Source organism: Gammaproteobacteria bacterium (assembly GCA_013816845.1).
In the GTDB taxonomy this organism is placed as follows: Bacteria; Pseudomonadota; Gammaproteobacteria; order DSM-16500; family DSM-16500; genus Aquicella.
In genome coordinates this window covers 351,090-372,694 of record JACDDU010000002.1, presented here as the reverse complement: position 1 = coordinate 372,694, position 21,605 = coordinate 351,090, and the positions used below count along the sequence as shown (strand labels likewise).

Annotated in this window: 16 protein-coding genes; 9 read left to right on the top strand and 7 right to left on the bottom strand. The window is 35.5% G+C overall.

Annotated elements, in window-relative coordinates; genetic code table 11:
- Positions 1-76 precede the first annotated feature (76 nt).
- Entirely contained in the window at positions 77-1,639 is a 1,563-nt protein-coding gene (locus H0W64_05375; protein ID MBA3661133.1) for a trehalase, read from the top strand.
- 17 nt (positions 1,640-1,656) lie between these two features.
- On the opposite strand, the gene H0W64_05370 is transcribed toward H0W64_05375, so the two are convergent.
- Positions 1,657-2,649 (bottom strand): hypothetical protein, encoded by a 993-nt coding sequence (locus H0W64_05370; protein ID MBA3661132.1) that lies wholly within the window; start codon positions 2,647-2,649, stop codon positions 1,657-1,659.
- A gap of 178 nt (positions 2,650-2,827) precedes the next feature.
- Between H0W64_05370 and H0W64_05365 the strand changes: the two genes are divergently transcribed.
- From H0W64_05365 to H0W64_05355, 3 genes are all read left to right on the top strand, one after another.
- Entirely contained in the window at positions 2,828-3,523 is a 696-nt protein-coding gene (locus H0W64_05365) for a MerR family transcriptional regulator (protein ID MBA3661131.1), read from the top strand.
- A 12-nt stretch (positions 3,524-3,535) separates the two neighbouring features.
- Positions 3,536-4,051 carry a hypothetical protein gene (locus tag H0W64_05360; GenBank protein ID MBA3661130.1) on the top strand — a complete coding sequence of 172 codons (516 nt, stop codon included), beginning with the start codon at positions 3,536-3,538 and terminating at the stop codon, positions 4,049-4,051.
- A 542-nt stretch (positions 4,052-4,593) separates the two neighbouring features.
- Complete coding sequence (locus H0W64_05355; protein ID MBA3661129.1) at positions 4,594-8,475, top strand: hypothetical protein; 3,882 nt, start codon at positions 4,594-4,596, stop codon at positions 8,473-8,475.
- A 444-nt stretch (positions 8,476-8,919) separates the two neighbouring features.
- Here the strand turns inward: H0W64_05355 and H0W64_05350 are convergent, their stop codons facing one another.
- Positions 8,920-10,290 (bottom strand): hypothetical protein, encoded by a 1,371-nt coding sequence (locus tag H0W64_05350; GenBank protein ID MBA3661128.1) that lies wholly within the window; start codon positions 10,288-10,290, stop codon positions 8,920-8,922.
- Between the two features lie 439 nt (positions 10,291-10,729).
- Between H0W64_05350 and H0W64_05345 the strand changes: the two genes are divergently transcribed.
- From H0W64_05345 to H0W64_05335, 3 genes are all read left to right on the top strand, one after another.
- On the top strand, positions 10,730-11,752 hold the full coding sequence (locus tag H0W64_05345; protein MBA3661127.1) for a PAS domain S-box protein: 1,023 nt from the start codon (positions 10,730-10,732) through the stop codon (positions 11,750-11,752).
- Between the two features lie 35 nt (positions 11,753-11,787).
- Positions 11,788-13,122: a response regulator gene (locus H0W64_05340; protein MBA3661126.1), complete on the top strand. Its 1,335-nt coding sequence runs from the start codon at positions 11,788-11,790 to the stop codon at positions 13,120-13,122.
- 243 nt (positions 13,123-13,365) lie between these two features.
- Positions 13,366-14,613 carry an outer membrane protein transport protein gene (locus tag H0W64_05335; protein MBA3661125.1) on the top strand — a complete coding sequence of 416 codons (1,248 nt, stop codon included), beginning with the start codon at positions 13,366-13,368 and terminating at the stop codon, positions 14,611-14,613.
- Positions 14,614-14,661: 48 nt separating this feature from the next.
- Here H0W64_05335 and H0W64_05330 read toward each other — a convergent pair whose 3' ends face one another.
- From H0W64_05330 to H0W64_05315, 4 genes are all read right to left on the bottom strand, one after another.
- Positions 14,662-15,549: a DMT family transporter gene (locus H0W64_05330; protein MBA3661124.1), complete on the bottom strand. Its 888-nt coding sequence runs from the start codon at positions 15,547-15,549 to the stop codon at positions 14,662-14,664.
- On the bottom strand, positions 15,536-16,372 hold the full coding sequence (locus H0W64_05325; GenBank protein MBA3661123.1) for an SDR family oxidoreductase: 837 nt from the start codon (positions 16,370-16,372) through the stop codon (positions 15,536-15,538). Before H0W64_05325 ends, H0W64_05330 begins: the two co-directional genes overlap by 14 nt.
- A 110-nt stretch (positions 16,373-16,482) precedes the next feature.
- Positions 16,483-16,779 (bottom strand): hypothetical protein, encoded by a 297-nt coding sequence (locus H0W64_05320; protein MBA3661122.1) that lies wholly within the window; start codon positions 16,777-16,779, stop codon positions 16,483-16,485.
- A gap of 290 nt (positions 16,780-17,069) precedes the next feature.
- Positions 17,070-17,453 (bottom strand): ester cyclase, encoded by a 384-nt coding sequence (locus tag H0W64_05315; protein ID MBA3661121.1) that lies wholly within the window; start codon positions 17,451-17,453, stop codon positions 17,070-17,072.
- Positions 17,454-17,826: 373 nt separating this feature from the next.
- Between H0W64_05315 and H0W64_05310 the strand changes: the two genes are divergently transcribed.
- Complete coding sequence (locus H0W64_05310; GenBank protein MBA3661120.1) at positions 17,827-19,086, top strand: MFS transporter; 1,260 nt, start codon at positions 17,827-17,829, stop codon at positions 19,084-19,086.
- A gap of 305 nt (positions 19,087-19,391) precedes the next feature.
- A complete protein-coding gene (locus tag H0W64_05305) occupies positions 19,392-20,168 on the top strand; it encodes a uroporphyrinogen III methylase (protein MBA3661119.1) in 777 nt (258 codons plus the stop codon).
- On the opposite strand, the gene H0W64_05300 is transcribed toward H0W64_05305, so the two are convergent.
- On the bottom strand, positions 20,165-21,538 hold the full coding sequence (locus H0W64_05300) for a hypothetical protein (protein ID MBA3661118.1): 1,374 nt from the start codon (positions 21,536-21,538) through the stop codon (positions 20,165-20,167). The genes H0W64_05305 and H0W64_05300 overlap by 4 nt on opposite strands.
- Positions 21,539-21,605 lie beyond the last annotated feature (67 nt).

Below are 21,605 nucleotides of genomic sequence, written 5' to 3'. Positions count from 1 at the left end.
TACAGTGATTTCACGGTATTTTTTTGTAAGTATTTTATTTAGTGTAGAAGCTAATCTATTTAGGGTATCGCATTAAATGCTGACTTACACCAGACATTTGTTCTTTTTCTTACTATGCTCACTATGGCTAACCCCCGCTGCTTGGGCCATTGCAACTTCGCATCATCCTACTCAAGAAGAGACCAGACCAACTCTCAATTATATTGCAGCCAGTTGGAAAGAATTAACTCGCTCGATGCACGAATGCAAAAGTTTAGTCGATCCTAAAACCCATCAAAACTTTTTACTTTATTTTCCAAAAGATTTTCCCATTCCTGCAGCCGTTCAAAAGCTCAAAACGCATTGCTCACTTATTATCAAACGATTACCCCAAAAGATTAATCGTTTGGGTCAAGTCGATGTAAAGAATATTTACCCCGATGGCTTGCTGTATTTACCTAATCCTTATGTCATCCCCGGTGGGATGTTTAATGAAATGTATGGATGGGATAGTTATTTTATTATTCGCGGATTAATTAAGGCAAAGAAATTAGAATTAGCCCGGGGCATGGTCGAAAATTTCTTTTTTGAAATTGATCATTACGGAGCAATATTAAATGCCAATCGAACTTACTATCTATCTCGCTCCCAACCACCGTTTTTAACTTCCATGATACGCGCGGTTTATCAGTCTGCACTGCCTGATTTACCTTGGCTTGCCAAAGCTTATCACTATGCACGTAAAGATTATCAATTATGGACTGTCAAACCGCACCGATTCAATCACGCAACGCTTGCGCGATACTATGACTTCAGCCATGGTCCTGTGCCAGAACTCGATGATTCCGCTCAGGATTACTACGCTAAAATTTTACAATATTTTAAGACGCATCCCAAAATAGGCAAGACTTATCTTTCTCCTTCCAAAAATCCACCTTTTACAGTCAGTCTTAATCATAACTTCTATAAAAGTGATCGGGCTATGCGCGAGTCTGGTTTTGATACATCCAATCGATTTGGGATTTTTAGCGCAGCAACGACCGATTTTGCACCGGTAGAATTAAACAGTTTGTTATATAAAGCAGAAAAAGATTTGGCCTGGATTGCTTTAACCTTAAAGAAAACTAACGAGGCAAAATATTGGGAGAAAAAAGCAGCCCTACGGCTGCGTCATATCAATCAGTATTTTTGGAACGAAGCCCAGGGATTTTATTTCGATTACAATTTTAAACAAAAGCGTCAATCCACTTACATTTATGCTACTTCATTTTATCCCTTATGGACGGGTGCTGCATCGCGCCATCAAGCGAAAAAAGTTGCCGCGAATTTACACCATTTCGAAAGGCAAGGCGGTATCGTCTCTAGTCCCTACAACACGGGTGCCCAATGGGATTCCCCTTATGGTTGGGCCCCTCTTCAATTGATTACGATAGAAGGTTTAAACCGATATGGTTTTAAAGATCTTGCCCATCGTCTTTCGCGTAAATATATTCATATGATTGTTAAAAATTTTAATCATGATAAAACGATTCATGAAAAATATGATGTAGAATCACAAACAGCTAAAACCCATGTCCAAGTCGGCTATAAAGTAAACGTTATTGGTTTTGGATGGACAAATGGCGTATTTTTGGTTTTATTGAACGATTATTTGCAATAATAAATCATGGAATGAAATTACAGTTTAAACTCTATTTTCTTAATCTCAGCAAGCATCGTTTGCAGGGGCGAAGGACTAAAAAAAGAAAACTTATGTTTACTCTTGACAAGTTGCTGATTTCTAAACTCCCAATTGTCAATCGTCCGAAACAATTCATAAACGGTTTGATTACGCTTATCTTCAAGCTGCTTGTATAACCCTTTCAACTTTTCAAACTCTTCTAAAGCATGGGGGTTACTTTCATATATTTTGGAAAAACTTTCGAGTTGCTGATAAATGACGGAGAGGATATTAAATAGCTTAGCAGAGAGTTTTTCTTTACAGGGCGAAATGGGAAAAATAAATAAAGGATTATCCATTTTGCCGAGATTAAATTTTGTTTTAAAGGGCAGTTGTGTTAAAAAGCACGAAGAAACGCCTTGTCCTTCACTCTTCCCGCCGATACCCACATCAAGCAATACTTTTGCCGTATTGCGACAGGTATTACTCACACTTAAATAGCTAGCACTTTGATTAAGCGGATTCTCATTTTGAGGATGAGTTTGATTTAATTTTGAATAAACGTAACGCACCGTTTGCGGATCGTTATGATCTAAGTCTTTGTGAAATGCGCCAAGGTTGCTTGATCTTGTCGTTAAAAATAATTGTTCAAGGTAATTTTGATAAAGTTGTTCAGTAATCGTAAATGCTTTATAAGTGACTGCATAATCCTTTGCGACATACACGCCTTCATCTTCTTTTAAACGCCCCGGTATAACACTAAAAAATGCTTCTAGGAGTGAAAAAGGGATTTTTCTGACCTGACGGTTAAGATATTTTCCTGTAGAGCTTAAAATGTGGTTTTGATCTGTTCGCTTATCTCTTATACCAACGACTGTATAAGTATGAATCGCTTTTTTATCATAGCAAATCGCTAAAAACAATTCGTTATCGACTGAGACAATAATTTCGTCTTGCGCATCCTCTTGCTGATTTTTGCGAGGTAAATCTATCGTTCGATTATTAGCCATAATTAAGCCGCATGTCTTTAAATTTAGGGAAGTATTATACGATGCTCTTCTTTAAACACCAGTTACACAGAACCATTTAGGAAAATCGAAGTAATTAAATATTTTTTAATAAAAATACTTGCACCTCACGTAACGTTATGCAGTATAGTCTGGCGGATTGATTAATGAGCAGGAAGCTATGAGTAAATCTTACACTGTTAATGCGTTATGCAAATTAACTTTAGTTAGCGTGAGAACGTTGCATTACTATGATGAAATAAATCTGTTAAAACCGAGCAATCATACCAAGACGGGTCATCGCCTGTATCACGATGATGATTTACTGCGGTTACAACAAATCGTAACCCTCAAATTCTTAGGCTTTTCATTATCCCAAATTCGAGTTTTCCTCGAGGAAAATAAGTGTAACGTTTTGGAATCTTTAAAAATGCAGTCACAAGCATTAGCAAAAGAGTCTTTACGCATTGAAAAGGTATCGCATTTCATAAACTATCTAATCCAACAACACGAGGTAGATAAGCCATCGGATTGGCAAACGGTAACGCATATTATTCAAATTTTAAAATCAAAAAATTTAGATAATCAGCAAAATACGATTAGTGGAAATGCACAAATTATCGATATCGCGTCTTTAGCCATAACGCAATCGTTTAAAACAACGCCGTCACTGAATCCACTCCCCGTGCCGATTAACATTGCCATACGTGCCAATCAAGAACAGGCTTACATAACCAATGCTTTTGCATGTGATATTACCCTTATCGATCTTATCCGGGGGGACAATTTTAAACAAATTTACAGCAGCACAAATGCCGGATGGCATAGCGTTGTCGCCACTCATGGTTCAAAATCCAGAAGTTACACTTTAAATTAAATGGAGCTTAAAATGAAAAACATGGTTAAACATTTTTACCTTTTTCTTTTTTTAATACTAACCCACTCTACCGCTCAAGCACTTACGCCTTGCCATGACGCATCACGTCAATGCATGATTGCAGTGGGAAAAACTTATCTCAATGCGTTAGTCACTCATGATGCAGCTTTTGTACCTTTAGCAGAAGATGTTAAACGCTGGCAAAATGGCGTTAAAACTGCAGCCAATGCTCGCGATCTACGTATGAGTATCGATACAGATTTTGCAATTAAAACGATAAAACAAATCAGAGATGTACGCTGGATTATTGATGGCAACCAAGCCATTGCTTTTTATTTATTAGATACTTCTATTCCCTATGCGAAAATCCATGCGAGCACTACACGGATTGCTGAGCGCTTTCTCATTACAGATGGTTTAATTAAAGAAATAGAAGTTATTTTCTGTAACAGCCCTAGCTTTCGTCCAGAAGGACGTGAAGTAAAACCGCATACCCCATTATCTTTTATCTGCACGCGCACAATCTAGATTTACAAACCTATAGCGCTTCATAATGAAGCGCTATAGGTTATACAGTTGAACTGCTAAACAAAACATGCTGGTCATTATTTTTGGATTATTTTTTGTCTAATCCTATACTTCTTTTACCGCATTCATTTTGGTTTATCGTTGAATGAGCACAGGATTTTTCGTATTCCCCTCATATAATGGTAAAGTTAGATAAGAATATTTGGTAACTTTTAATGATGATGATATTTACCTATCATCAAGACCCGTTGAAACAAAAGTTTTATTGAAATAATTAATCTTGTTATTAACCTAATTGTATTTTGCAGTAATTAGAGAGGGTCAAGTTTACTTGGGCTGCTCCCTTTGAACTAACTTGTTTTCCCTGCGACTTGCTTTAAATACTTAAGAACCTTAAACCCGGCTCTTTAATAATTCCTTAATTTTGAAGGCCGACTTTTAAAAAAATTCATATTAAATTCAACTCATTAGAAATCACGATTTTTTAAATCTTCGTAAAATCTCGCCTATACTTTAAGTACTAACAATAAGGTAGGGCTATTATGTCAAATCCACGCAATCCGAATAATAATAATCAGAATAATAATGACGATGTTTTTGTCGCCCAATTTCCTCCTGGCGCTGTCGATATTTTAGACGTCAATGAGAATGGCCAAGTTTATCATCCTGATGTACTTGAAATGATTAAAAACGAATATCTCTATCCGAAAAAACGCAAAGCTTTTGTAGAAGACAAAGTTAGTAAACATGTCATTAAAAAGGATTTAGCAAAGAAACTTAACCCAGAAATGCCCGTTAATTTCAGCCCTCTATTTGTGAAAGATAATGATAAGAAGGAAAGAGGCTTTGCAGTTTACGAAGGTAAGATTGGCGAAGGTGTTTTTGGTGGCGTTAAACTTGCAATCGATCTTGAAACTAATGAATGGGTAGCTATTAAAATTATTGAAAGCGGCCAGCTTGCATCAAATATGGTTGAAACTAAAGAGATTGCAGACGATGATGATGCTGAAAATATGGGGACGTTTGAAGCTAAAGAAGATGCGGTAAATACTGTTGTCGGTGAATCTAACATCACCTACGATGATGAATTTACCATTTTAACAGAATTAGCAGCCGGTAAAGCAAGGTTGGACCGTAAACACGTAGCAAGAAATGTTAATCAAAATTGTTTAATCATGGAGCTCGCGCAGGGTGATCCTTTATCGAGCTTAGTTAAAACTGAATCGAGAACAACAGCTACGCTAGCTGACGAAGAAATTTTAGAAATTTCGGTAGCGTTGCTTAAATCCATGCATGGTTTAATTAATAATCAGGGCATTATTCATCGCGATATCAAACCCGATAACATTATGTACGATAGAGCGGCAAAAAATTTATATCTTGTCGATTTTGGCCAAGCGGTTAAATTATCACCTGACACTAGAATTGTGTTTGACAAGGTCAATGGATCGCCGGGATGGATGGCACCAGAAATTAATACGTTTGCGAAATTAACTTTAATTGAAGAACTTTTAGAAAATTCCATTACGTTACTTGATGAAATCAATGAATTACAGCTTTTGACAAACCAACTGGCTAAAAATGAAGTCGAAGCGGGACAGGAAAGAATAGGTATTTTAAAAAAATATTTGGATGAATTGAAAGATGAAAAAAATGATATGGAAATAATGTTAAAAAAAACAACCCAAGCTTTAAAAAGTCAACGTATTCGAAAACAAAAAATTAATTTAACTTCCTATTTAGCTGAACTCAAAACTAACCCAGAAATGAATCAAACAAAGATAATGGAACTAGAACATGATTTAAATATCCGACCAACTTCAGTCAAAGAGGCTCAGGATTTACAAAAAAGACTTAGTACTTATTTAACCGAATATTCAGCAGCACTAACCAATAAGTTTGATGCACTTGTCCAAGAAATCGAGTCCCTCCAACAAAATATTGCTGAAGAAAATGTGGATGAAGTGAGTTATCAACAATACCAAAAAAAGTATTTAGCTATTCTTGAAAAAGATCTTGTCCGAGCCCATCGCAAATTAAATAACAAAGTCGGCAAATTACAAAATCAGAATACAAATAAAAATTCCGATAGCATTCCTATCATGGCGGCTACATTATTAAAAAAAACATCCCCTCCTGTTGAAACGCCTCGCTGGGAATCTGTCAATGCTCGCATTATTGAGCTTTCGTCATTCATCAACTTAGTCGACTCAGCGCCTGAAGCAGCCTATCAAACCATTCCAAGACTTATTGCAGGTTTGAAACAAGAACATGCTTCTATACCAGGACTTAGACTGCTAGAACGGATCAAAGAGGGAACAAAAACACATCAAAGATACAGTTCCATGCAAAAAAAAGTTCCGAAAAGAGATTCCAAGAAATTGGATTTCATAGAATACAGTGAAGCAACCGAGATTTACTCGGTGGGATTAGTTCTTTTAACGTTAATTCAACATATGGATAAAAACAGTGAAATTAGAAAAGAAATTTTAAAAAACTTTTTTTTGTTAGACTGGAGCGCTCCCTTCACTCAAGCAATCCCAATTCCAAACCAGGAGATATCAACGGACCCAAATTCTGAAAACTTTAATACACCGATGACACCAAGGCTTTCAAAAAGAAATTCTTTTGCAAATTCTGATAACAATAATGAAAGTAGACGATTAGTGAATTGGGAAGATGTGCAAGCTCGTCCAACTTTCGAGCAAGCTCTCAATTTTTATGAAAGATTGTTAAAGCAACATGAGATAACCAAAAAACCAAAAGACATTTTAATGATTGATTGCGTCCTGTTTCTGAATGATAGGCAAGAAATCGATCAAGCCAAAGTAACTGCTTTCATAAACCAATTTAATCATGAAAAACATAAAGAAATCATCCTAGTGAGTATGAATACAGTCCCTTTCCAAACTTATGCGAAGATAAGATCAGCATTACATCAAGAAAATATTTATGTAAACCATAACATCATTCTAACGAAGCACGTGGTATCTCCCCATACTGTCTTGGCCAAAGCAGAACCAATCATCAATAAGACTGTGCAAAAAAATATTAATCTTCATAGCAACCAGCTTACTAAATTTTTACACGAGTGGGATACTTTGCAATTAAAAATTCAAAATTATGACGATGAAATTAACCGCAAAAAAACTGAAGCGTTAAATCTTCCGAATGTTAGAAAAGAAATTGTAACTCAAATGCAAGATGAAGTGACAGGATTAGAGAAACAGCTTAAAGAAGCAAACAATGATGATGATGTAAAACAACTAACCCTTATGCTTAAGAGAAAAAATGTTCAATTAGACAGAGCTGTTGCGAGCGAAAAAGATTCTCCCAAGATGGTTAGTTGGTACAACAAGCTAGCCGAAAGCAAAACAGTTGAACGAGATCAATCTGCCAAATTAAAGACAGTCATTTTAAGCAAGATAGATCGCGTTATCAGCCAAATTGAAGCCCTCGAAGGTGAATCAAGCAGCATTGTTTATATGCGAGCTAATCAGCTTAAAGATTCTGTTGAATCCATTGAACATCATGTCATGATGCAGCGCGATAACAAGCTTTCCACGTTAATGGAAAATGCTAAAAAAACGTTAGAAGCCGAGATATTAAAACACTTACCGTCTGAAGCCGAAGTCTCGCATCCTCATGTAGAACAAACTAAACCCGTCGATGAGAAATCTAATGAGGAAGTGATACTGATTACGGTTACGAAAAATGAAGCTGACGAAACTCAACCCATCGAAATCGAACCTATTTACTTTTCTCGTATCAATAGCCCAGAAGATGAGACAAATCCAGCTGAAAATACACATGCTCAACCCGTTATTTTAATCAGAAACAAAGAATATGACGAAACGAAAAGTATGACTTCAACCCAATCCCTGTCAAACAGTACAGACTCTTACGTAGAGGAGAAATTTGGTACTAAGCAAAACTATGATAATGAAACTGCAATTTGGCAAGAGTGGCCTGCACTTCTACAAGAATCCATAGCGCTAGTTGAGAAAGAATTCAAAATTGAACTTAATTCCTATGCGGCTAAATATAAAGACGATGAGACAAATGATGGAAAGGCACGCAAACAATTTATTAAGCTTATTCATTCTACTTTAGACAATCCCAACCCTCAAAAAGGTTTAGATACTTTACAAACTCTTTTATCTGGGTCTTTAACATTCTATGGAAAAGCCCCTAGCCACCATATACATTTTAGCCTATTCAAAAATTTTGCCAAACAAGATACCACTTTGGTGCATTGTATTAAAAAAGCTAAAAAAATCTTAAATAATAAAATTGTACTATTAAGTGAAGCTGATACGTTCAAACAAGCAATTGAGCATGATTCTTCTTTGCAAGATAAGCAAATTTCCCAAGAGAACAATAACGACAACACGCTTCTTGCTATCCCAAAGAAATCTCGTTAATTTTTTTTAGTAAAGTATTATTTAGAAGAATGCGAAACGAGCGTTCCGCATTCGCGCTATTTATTTATTACAGCATCCCTTTACTTGACAGCAAGGCGCTCCACTCTTACTCACATTGCATGTCTTATGCACTTTTGCAGTATGGGAATTTGGACAATGCTTTTTACAGCAATAACATTGTTGGTTGTGCTGCGGTGAAACAGGAATGGAAGGGAATATGGGTGAATAACAACCGGCCAATGAAATACTAAACAGCAGGGGAATAAAAAAATACAAACTTTTTTTCATTTATAATTCCTTTTAACTAGTTTTTTGATGTTGAACGCAGTCATTATACTAGATTTAACCGCTTATGTTACGAACAAATAAACGCTTGTCAATTTTTCTTTAAATGATTTCAACTTTACCCCACCTTAGGTAAGCGGGGTAAATGTCTATACCAATCTACTTTCTTGTGGATCCTGTTCCGAAAGCACTTCTCGCCATTTCTTCATCTGAAATAAATTTTTCATCCTCAGGTGCTTTACCGTGCATAGAAACAAGTACCGATTGAGACAAAACTCTGATGTCTTTAAGTGCTTGACGAGTAGAAGGTTTTTTTAGCTCACTCATAAAGTTATTAAAGAATGATGCTTGATGAGAAGATATTGCCTCAAAGTCTTTATTTTTTTGGGGTGTGAAATCATTAATGTGTTTATAGCTGTCCAAGATAAAAGCTTTTACATTTTTAACAGATGGATCAATTTCTTGATCCAGCAGATCAAAAAGCATTTGTAACGCTGCTACATTCCGTAAGGGTAAAGTTACAGAATTAATGCCTTGCTGAAATTTATTAAATCCCTTTTCCTTCAACAAGGTCAGTAAAGGTTCAAAATAAGATGCAGTTGTTCGGATAGTTAATGAGCTATTATCATCAAAACTACAATGCAAGGTAAACTTAGTTATAGCAGGATCGGTAAGAAGATTAACATAGGATTCGCTACGGTTAACTGATGCATTTGCAAAGGGAATTTTTATTGAGTCTACTTTGCTCCACCCAGGTATAGTTGGCTCTTCTTGAGAATATTTTTTAACGTTGCGAATGAGTTCTTCAGCGATGGGTGCCAAAGAGACATCGAGTGCTATGAGTTTCTCTAAAAATAAAACAAAAAACTCAGTGTTTGGAATAAACAAACGAAGACTATCATCATAAGTTTTCTTCAAATCAGATGGTATGAAACCCTCTGCCACTAACGTATTAATGACAGGCTGAATATGTAGCTCTGTTATCGTCATACATAGCGCTAAAGTATTATTGCGATATCCACGCAAGCCGATTTCACTAATTTTTTGTGGATTGCAACTTTTGTATTGAACATTTCTTTCAGAATCACCAACTTTACATAATTCATCGAAGTTACCGGATTTTACCCACCCTGAGTCTGAAGACACTTCTTTTGAAAAAGGTTCAAACGTTGTAACAATTTCTTCCATAATATGTTTAACATTTGGAAAAATTTCTAAGAGGGCCTCTAAAAAACGATTTAAAAAACCAACGTTGGGTAAACTTAATTTATATAATTCTGAGTTGATAAAAGATGTTGGAAATTGACGTTTTTTATAAATTTCAATTAATTCCGGTTGATAAGGGGGGATTGATTTAATGAGAATGGCTACATCATGATCGGCATGACTTATAAGAGAAATTTCCTGCACCTTACTAACATCCGTAGCGCGATAGGTGACCATTCTCTTTAAAGGGCCCTGGCTCAATTGAGTAAAATCGCCAATTTTGATCCAACCCATATTCTTTATTAGGGACTCTCTAGGAAACATGATATTTGCCTCTTGTTTTTATTATTGTGAGCAAACAGACTAGAACGCTTTTAATCCCTTAGAGTTAATATTAGAACCGGCGAAAATTGGTATAAGTTTTGGCCTGGCTCATTTTACATAATGCAAATTTTATACGCAATATTTTTTTTTGATCAAAAATACATCAGAGCTTCATTCGCCACCTTACTTCTTTTCGAGCATCATCCTCTCCCCTCCCCATCAAGAAGGGGCTTGGGCGCTAGAGGAAAACAAAGCGCCAGGCCTGTCATCATGTCCTAAAAAAAGTCTTTTATTTCATGATATTATAACGAAACCGCGGCCCAAGGCGTGGAGAAGTGAAATCATGGAAGTCCTTCAATATCAAACATTTATGATTAATAATTACCCATATAAACATGATAAAATGGACCATAGGGAGCGTGACTCTTAGGAGCAAGGAATGAGCAAAGTTATTAATCCATTATCCGCCGACTTTAAAGCTCACTTACGCAGCACGCCCGATATTTACCTTTTGCTAACACCCGAACTCATCATTGTTGATGCTAGTGAAGTTTTTTTAAAGACGACAATGGTTACGCGTGAGCAAATCACGGGGAAAAATGTTTTTGAAATATTTCCTGATAATCCCAATGATGAAAAAGCCGATGGAGAAAAAAAAATTAGAGCGTCATTTAAAAATGTCATTGAAAATAAAGCTCCAGATACGGTAGGCATTATTAAATATGATATCCGCACATCTCAGAGCAAGGGCGGAGAGTTTGAAGAAAGATATTGGAGCGTTATTAACTCCCCTATTTTAGATGAAGACAATAATTTAATTTACATTCTGAATCGTTCTGAAGATGTTACTAAATTTGTTAACATGAAAAAAACCCAACAAGAACAAGTTGACTCTATTGCTAAACTTAAAACTGAACTAGGACGTAATGAAAAAGAAATTTATGATCGCGCTCAGGAAATACAACTCGCTAATAAAAAATTACACACCTCATTAGAGGAAATTTCTAAGCATCAAATTGTAAAATCCAACCTCGCTGCAATTGTCGAGGCAACCAGTGATGCAGTCATTGGGCTTTTGCCAGATGGGACGATCAAAAGTTGGAATAAAGGCGCAGAAAAATTATATGGCTATGAAGAAAGTGAAGTTTTGGGGAAGAATTTAAGGATTTTATACCCTCTTGAACGCTTACAAGAATATACTGAAGTGTTTAAACATATTATAAATGATAAATCCTGGCAATTAGAAACAGAACAAGTTCATAAAAATGGCCACCTTCTTTCAGTATCTTTAACTATTTCATCGATAAAAGATGAAAATAATAATGTTATTGCTGCTTGCAGTATTGCCCGTGACATTGCTGAGTTTAAAAAAATAACACGTATGAAGAATGAATTTATTTCTATTGTTAGTCATGAGCTAAGAACACCATTAACATCCATTCAAGGTTCCTTTCCTTATTAGTTTCAGGTACTGCAGGTCAATTACCCGATGCCGCAATGAAATTATTGCAAATAGGCAAACAAAATAGTGAAAGATTAATTCGTTTGATTAACGATATATTAGATGTAGAAAAAATTGAATCGGGCAAGATGGAATTTAAATTTGAACCTTTGCATTTAGATTTGATTGTTAGAGAAGCTATGCTTGCTAATGAATCCTTTAGTAAAAAATTCAATATCAATTTGAAATTAATCCAAAAAACAGTCACCACCGTTAATGTGGATCGTGATCGATTGCTACAAGTGTTGGTTAATTTAATTTCAAATGGGATTAAATTTTCTACTCCCGGTAAGGAAGTTACGATATGCGTTGAGAAAAAAGAAAATAACGCCATTGTCTCAGTAAGTAATCACGGCGCCGGTGTTCCGGAAACTTTCCGCCCCCGAATTTTTGAAAAATTTGCGCAAGCTAATCCGACGACTTCAAGAAGTCAATCAGGAACAGGATTAGGATTAAGTATTAGTAAAGAAATTATAGAAAAATTAGGCGGAACGATTGATTTTGAATCGGAAATTGATAAGGAAACACGTTTTTGGATAGAATTACCGATTTACGATAAATCATTCGTAACTAAAAAATCATTTGAAAAAATTAAAAGTATTTTAATTTGTGATAATGATAAAGCAGCCTTAAATTATTTAAAAACCGTCTTGGAAGAACAGGATTTTAATGTCATGACTGCACAAACTGCCACTGAAGCTAGAAATATTATAGATGAGCAGCATGTGGATGCTTTATTGCTTGACTTAACGCTTCCTAATCAAGATGGCATTTCTCTAATCAAAGATTTACGTAAACGTTTCAGTATCACTGACTTGCCTATAACAGTTATTACCGTAGAGCCAGATGGCGCAAAGAAAATGAATGGCAATGCTATTTCAGTTTTAGACTGGATTGAAAAACCCATCGAACTCGGCCGCTTGCTTGCAGCAATCAAACTAATGAAAGTGCAAATTGAAATTAAAACCCCTAAAATCTTGCACATCGAAGATGATCAAGATCTTATTCAAATCATTGCCAAATTATTGCAAACTGAAGCAAGTGTGTTGGGTGTCACGACCTTAGCTCAAGCACGTGAGGAACTTCAATCTTCGCATTTTGATCTGGTTATTTTAGATTTAATGTTGCCAGACGGTTCTGGCATTGAAATGTTACCCATCATTAGTAAAAAGCAAATCCCCGTCATCGTTTTTTCAGCCTATGATTTACCGCCTGATTATAATCAGTTTGTCGTCAAAACATTGTTAAAATCCAAAGCTTCTCCTCATGAATTGTTAAAAAATATTATTGCTTCTTTGACCCATAACAAAATGCCAATTAAAGAGATTTAGCTCAGACTCGCATTCAGCATGTTTTGAATCGTCCTTTTTTCAACTTTTTTCAGCAAGAAATAGAGATGCGGACCTCAGCCAATGGGTTGAAGTTGCGTTTTTAAAGAAAATTTTGTCTTTTTTAGATGTTTATTCTCTACCTTTAGACCTAAATATCATTTTATTATTGCTTGCGTTAGATTTGGCTTTTAGAATATAGGTCACGATAAGTTCTTATATTTGGGTTTAAAGGAGAAAGTCAGTATGGATACAAGTAGGCATAGTCCTAGATTAAAATTAAAGAAGTATGTCAAAATTTCGCTTGCATGCTTTGCTTTATCCGCAGCAAGCATCAGTTCAGCTAGTAATTTTCAAAATTTTGCCGGGATCAATTACACCAATCCCGCTGAGTTATCTATTTTAGTTCAAGACGCTTCCTTTATCTTAGGTTATGACTACATTATTCCTGAAGTTCGTTGGAATGGCACCATCACCGTCCCTAGTCCTTTAGGCGGCCCAAGTGTCGTGACGACAGGAAAAGCTTCAAACAATTCTAACTTTGATCTTCCCTATGGTCGATTTGCGAAACGAATTAACCCACAATGGGTCGTTGGGCTCGATATAACCCCCCCTTTTAAAAGTGTTATCAAATATTCTCCCTCTTCTAATGCTCGCTATGCGACAGTTAATACTTCGGTGCAAAGTACAAATTATTCACCCAGCGTGTCTTATCAATTTGCAGGATGGTTAGATAAACTCTCGGTCGGTATTGGTTTGGATGTCATGGAAGTGTGGGCGGCTTTAGATCAAATGTACCCCTCACTAACCTTTCCTTTTGGTGCAGGACCTGACAATACCATTCGAAACCATGGTTCCGGCTGGGCTTATGGCTGGCATGCAGGGGCTTTCTATCATGCTTTAAAAGGAACCTTCGTAGGTCTTAGTTACTTCTCAGCGAGCACATCAAACCTACAAGGAATAAGCTCGTTTACTGGTTTTGCTGATTCAAACCAATTGAATGCACGACTTAAGTTACCCGCTACCACGTCACTTTCAGTAACTCAGTTTTTTAGTCAAGACTGGTTTGTACGCGGTCAAGTTCGTTTAACCCAATGGCGTCGTTTACGACAAGTCATTCTCAATGGTTTATCTGGCCCTAACTCCTCGGGTATCTTGCTGCTTAATTATCACAATACGTGGGAAGCCGAATTGAGCACAAAGTATAACTTTAATTCTCAATTTTACTTGGGTGGTTTCCTTGCTTACGATCAATCGCCAACAAATAATACCGATCGGACTTTAGCCTTACCCGAGGTTAACCGAGTCGTTTTAGCTGTTGCGCCAGGATATAAATTCAATAAAGCAGTCTCCGCTGAATTGCATTACGCGCACGTATTCACAGTTAAAACCTCGCCTCTTAATAATGTGAGTCCAAATAACGGGACAACGACAGTCGGTAAAGCAAAACTTTCAGCCGATGCGGTAGGTATTCAATTTAATTATAATATCTAACGGACATTTAGTGGGCACCTTACGTGCCCACTAAATTTTTCTTACAAACTACACTTTGAATTTCAGCACGTTTTCTTTATTTTCTATTAACACCACTAACAATCCGCCCAAAATAACTAAACCTGAACCTAGCAATCGGTAAAAGTTTGGCTGTAAGTTTTCAAATATCATCGAAGCTAATAAAGCCATCATAATTTCAGAATAAAAAAGAATCGAGATTAATTGCGAAGAGATATAACGCGAAGCATAAACTACACTGAGTTGGACAAAAAAGAATAAAATCCCAATTATAATTCCTAATGATATATAGCGAATAGAAAAATTAAAAAACTCAGGTTGCGTCATTAATAATGAAGCGACAATGATGCTGCTCAGTAAAAAATAATAAAAAATCGCTAACTTTGGATCTGCAGTTCGGTAATTTTCTAAACATAATAATGAAAGCGCCATGCATAGCATACTAAAAATAATGACCAATATTGCAGGCTCAATAATATGTTGATCTGGTGCCAATATTAATAGCATCCCAAAAAAGGCGAATAAAACGCCTGGAAAAATCCAAGAATTTATTTTCTTTTTAAGTATAATAAAACGAAGCAAAGGAATGATAAGTGGAGCAGAGTTTAAAATAACCAAAGCATTAAACACACTGACGTACTTCAATCCATAAATGAGTGAATAAATCGACGCTAAACTCAGAACAATACGTGGCAAATAAAATGTTTGCTTTGAACGCCATAACTGCTTCCACCGATACCCGCTAATCTTTAAAAAAATTCCAGAACAAAGCAACCCAGATAGACTTTGTAAAAAAATAATGTAATTGATAGAAAGATGTTGGCCAGTTATTTTTGATACCGCACTCATAAGAACATAACATAGCGAACCAACAAGTGTGATGGCAATGCCCAACAAGGTATATTTATTTAATTTCATTTTTAACTATATCAATCACTGTTTCATTAGCAGAAGCGACTGTTCCTGCCATAATGCCGCCATCGATGACGAGTTCACTGCCTGTCATAAACAATGATTCGTCAGATGCTAAATATAAAGCTGCATAAGCAATATCAATTGGATTACCCATGCGCTTAAGGGGAATGTGGCGGCTGAATTCAGCAATCCGATGTTCACGCCATTCATCATTACCCAATTCTTTATCCCACATTTTACTGAGAATAGCCCCAGGGTGAATTACGTTGCAACGAATTGAATAATTTTGTCCGGCACAATACATCGCAACCGTTTTAGTATAATTACGAATAGCCGCTTTACTTGAAGAGTAAGCAGCAGACGATGGGATTCCTACTAGCCCGGATCGCGAGCCAATGTTAACAATGGCGCAATTAACATTATTTTTCATCAGTCCAATAGCAAATTTGCACCCGAGAAATACACCATCTAAATTAACTTTATGCACAGCGGACCAATCCTCTAGCGAACAATGCTCAGGATTTTGAGGATTAATTGCATCAAGCGGGTATTCAATGCCGGCATTATTAACGAGGATATCTAACTTACCATACTTTTCTTTAATCAAATCCATAGCGTCTTGCCACGCTCCCTCCTTTGTCACATCCAATTGTAAATACTGGACATCAGTATGAATGCTTTTAGCAATTTTATTACCTTCCTCTGTTGAGCGACTTCCAGAAATAATCACATGGGAACCCTGCGCTGCAAACAATGCTGCAATGGATACACCAATGGATTGAGTCCCACCTGTAATGAGTGCAACTTTGGATTTTAATCGTGGCATGCTTTTCTTCATTAGGTTATTTTTTAATAGTATAATTAAATGCGAAAAATAAACAATATTCGAAAATTAAGAAGAGATAGTTTAATGTTTAGATATAATGAAGTAATATTTTATTTTACATTAGGGGTATCGAGATGAATTTTGCGAAAAAACCAATGCGCGACGGGAGCAAAAATGATGCCCACGATGAGAATAAATAAAAGCCCACTAAATAATGCATAAAATCCGGCAAAAATTCTCCCTGCATCGGTATGTAGAGGCTGTAAAGGTCCCATTCCAGATAAAATCATTGAGGCATTGGCAAAAGAATCAATCCAATTCATTTGTTCGTACTCATGATAACCAAGCATGCCAATATACAAAGAAATTAAGATTAAAAGGAATCCTGAAGTTGTACTGATCAACATATGAAGTATAAGTTTATGAATAGGATGCATTAGCTTATGCTTAGTTTTCATTTCCCACTTCTTCCTTGAGCCAAAATCATTATTCCCATTGATTAAGATAGCATTTTTAAAAACGCAGGCCAATTTTTATGGATTTCACCTATAAAAAATAATCATGATTAATAGTACCTGGGAGCAGTAGTCTGGAGGAGCGCGCAACCCAGAAACAACGCCCCTATCCAATCTCATCATCTACCCTTCCAATAAAATGAAATGATAATATGCTATCCCTTCGCATCCACCCTACTTGCCTAAAACATTGTATTTTTATTTTCTGATTTGTTAGGCACAATTTGCAAAACGTCCCAATGCTCAACAATTTTTCCTGCGCCATCGAGTCGGAAAATATCAATTCCCGCCCAATCATGATCTCCCGGCCAAACTTGTAAACAATGAAGAACTACATAATTATCTTCAGCAATAACGCGTTTAAAATAAACCTTTTTTTGCGGATATAACTTTGCCATTTTTGTAAAGTAGGCAATAAAGCCTTCTTTGCCATCACTAACATGGGGATTATGTTGAATGTAAGTATCTCCGACATATTTCTCGTAAGCTTCTTCAGGTTGATTTTCATTAAACATGAGATGATAAAACGCTATTACATTTTGCTTATTCTGCTCAAGCTTCAACATGAGACTTTCCCTCCAACCGATATACATCGCAATACATTTGATTCTAAAGAAGCGTTACCGTAATTAGAAATAAATTATTTTACCTTAGTTTATTCTTTATAATTTATCCTGCTTACAAATCAGTATTCATCCGCCCCAATCTTAGGCAGCAAAGTCTTTAGGTAGCGGATTTGGAAAATGACATACATATGGCTTATGAAGTAAGAAAAGACTTCCTGAATGGGTGACTTATACATCAGCATCTATTTACATAGACATTTAAATAGAAAACCGAATACGATTTGGCTACCATCTACCCAACCTATTGCCACTCGCTTAGATAATTTTAGGTGCTTCCGAAAAAATATCTTATTACTTTATAAGTAAACCTTTTATGAACACATATGTACTACAAATAACCAAAACCTATTGGGCCAATTATACAGGATTACAAAAGCTAGCTTGGCATGGAATTTTTTTAAGTTTTATTGAGTCTATCTTTATCGGTATTTACTATTTTCTACCCATTTACTTTATTCAAGAACTCAAATTCAACCTCATATCCGCGGGTTTTATCATTTCATTTTATGGCTTTGGAACAATTGCTGGTGGATTTATAGGAGGAAAGCTATCAGACATATTCACCTCGACTAAGATTTGTATTTTTAGCTTATTATTACAAGCAATTGTATTCTTGTTATTAGTAAAAATAAAATCTTCTTATTTGCTATCATTAGAGATGTTGCTGATGGGTTTTTTTTCTTACACATTTCTAACTGCAAACCACTTATGGGTTTTAGAAAAATGTGGTTCAGATCAAAAACAAAAATTAAGAGCCCTCAATATTTTAAATGTCGCATCAAATATGGGATTGGCTATTTCAGCCATCATAATGGGTTTTTTAGTGGGCTATCACTTTCAAATAATATTTATTGTGGGCAGTATTTTTATATTTTTATCGGCTATTTACTTTGCAATCATTCAAGAGGATAAGATTAATACTTCCCGGACAAAAAATATGAAGTTTACAACCAAAGGTAATAATCTACATGGTAACAACATTCCTATAATTATTCTATTAGCGTTGCTTTGTTCATTTCTAATGGGTTTCATTATTTTTCAAACCAATACCACCTACTCTCAATATCTGCAAGATACCTTCCCGAATTTCGGACTCCAAGCTTTAAGCATCCTATTTACCATTAATTGTTTAATGGTCGTTTTTTTACAAACACCGCTAGTGGGATGGCTCGCTAAATTCAACAATATATTGCTCATGGGTATGGGAGCTTTTTTCATTGGGGTTGGGATGGTTGTATTAAATTTTTCCCATCTATTTTGGATTACTATTCTTTCTTGTATCATTTACACCGTAGGCGAGATGCTTTTTTGCTCACTTTCCCAACTTATTTGTTACCAAGCAGGCGAGGCAAATAAAAAAGGGAAAGCAATGGGTCTTTACAGGGCAGTTTATGCAAGTAGTCGAGTCATAGCTCCCTCATTGGGAAGCTTAATTTACCAGGTTTGGGGTGGAAATATCTTATGGTATTTTTGTGGCACACTTGGAAGTATATGTTTTATCATTTGTATAATTTACCAAAAAATCAGTGTTAACTCTTCTAAGTGCTTAACGGTCACATCAACTAAGTTTTGAATTTATTAAATATTAATAAATTTTACAAAGTAGATTTGAATTAAATTTAATTATAAGATATTAAACTCAATTTGTGCGATAGAAGGTTCTATGGATACTATAAAATTGCTCGAATATTTGGCAGTCAATGCTCATTATCGTATTGAATTACTAGATCTAATTAAAACTCAACCTAAAGAAATTCAAATATCCTTCTTAACGAATGATAGTAATAGCTTAAAAAAACTACTAAATCAAAAGGGGCCATTGGCGGACCGATCTACTATTTTTCAAATATAAACGCATATTTAGTATTTGGGTGAAGTATGAATAAGAAAAACTCCTTAGTATTGGTTGGCTCAGGTATTAAATTTTTGTCGCACATGACAATGGAGACAAAAGCTTATATTAAACAGGCAGATCATGTTCTTTATCTAGTGAATGAGCCTCTTATGAAAGAATGGATTCAAAAAACTAATTTTAATTCAGAATCACTAGATGATTTATATAAAAAGTTTCAGCTTCGAATTGAATGTTATGAAGCTATCACCAATTTTATTTTAGAAAAAGTGCGAAAAGGTAGTCATGTTTGTGTTGTATTTTATGGCCATCCTACAGTTTTTGCTAAGCCTGGATTAGATGCTGCATGTTTGGCAAAAAAAGAAGGTTATGATGTAAGGATTTTACCAGGAGTCTCTACAGAAGATTGTCTTTTTGCCGATCTATTAATTGACCCTAGCTCATGTGGAAAGCAATCTTTTGAAGCCACTGATTTTCTTATTTATCGTCGAAAATTTGATCCATGTAGCCATCTTATTTTGTGGCAAGCAGATGTGATAGGCGCAGTAAATAATCCTGAATATTTTAATAACGAGATCGGAATTAAACTATTATACAATTATTTGAGGACATATTACGAATCAGCGCATAAAATTATATTATACGAAGCAGCACAATATCCAGGATTTGCCCCAAAAATAGAAACTTATACATTGCGGGAATTAGCTAAAATTAAACTCACAAGTATTTCAACCCTGTATTTTCCACCATTACCTAAAACACCCTATGATTATCCAATAGCTAAAGCATTGAATTTAATTTAATTATTATTATTTTTTTTTCTAATTCTACTAATACTTATACACCCTCTTACAAAAGGGGCGTCACTAGCAAATTTTGCACCACTATTTTTAAACTTATGGTGGTTTTTATTAAATCTGCGATCAATTTTTTCCAGTTGCTCTGACGAATTGATAACACCATGACGGTCAACTTTATTATGAAAGTATTGAAATTGTACTTCTTGAGCAACTTTTCCAATAATTGTATCTCGACACACGCTATCGTTTTGAGATAATTCATCCAAAAAAATACGCATAATATGCTGTAATTCACGCATTTCAGACAAAGTACTGGAGACCTCTCTTGACTTCGGGGAAAACACATGTGTAGAGGGGTTTTGTAACGAATAATAAATGGGAAAATTATCAGTTTCAAAACAATAATGAGACGGCTTCATTATCGTAGGAAAATATTTTTTAAGTCCATATGAGGAAACGAATATGTTCTGTAATAATTGATAAGGTAAAGATTCATTATTTATTGCAGGTACATATCCAGGTGCTGCCCCTAGAGCGGTTGCAAATAGATGACGTGCGGTATCAGCTAAATATGGGTTAGGCTTTAAGTTGCGTTTTTTTTGAATCATAGAGAAAGTAATATCATAATAAATACGATTTCGTTCATACTGATATTGATGCCAAGCTAACTCATGTAAATACTGCTTGAGCCGTGACCACGATTTATCATTATGAATTTTAGTAACCCATTTTTCAGCAAAATACATTACGCAGCAACGCCAATCGGAATTAACAACTTTGCTATTTACAATTTCTTTAAATACATGCCAGTGTTCATACAAGGACTTGGGAGAATGGCATTTAAGATTAAAATCGCGCTGTAAATTAGAATGATTAATTGCGGAACCAATATTAGGCAACATAAAAACAGATCTAGCACCAGCTGTTGAGGAAAGTAAACCATTGGGTTCATAAATACGTTGGCTTTTTTGATTTAAAATTCTCGAGAAAGGAAATACTTTCCCAGGTGTGTAAATTAGCCAAGGCAAAGTAATACCCTGATCTTTTAAGTCAATATAACACTCTAATTCTTTATCAAGAACCATTCCTAAAGGCGTACTATTAATACTATATCCAAGATTTTTAACAATATCCTTGGGCGCACAAACATCCGTTATCCGATAAAAACCTTTATCCATTGGAAAAAGTGAACTTTGAGTATCAGCATCATTCGCCCCATAGGGATAATATGCTAAATATAATGGTAAGCTTGAATCAGGAGTTAATTCATCTATCAGCTTGGCAAGGAATGGCTCAACCTTCGCGACTCTGTGTCGTATATTTTCCCAATAAACCTTGACTAGACCCGTCTCATAATTAGTATCGGTAGTCATTATTTTCCTTTTGATCTAAAGATTGTAGTTAATAATTTTATAGTATTTTTTTTGCTAAAAAATTTAC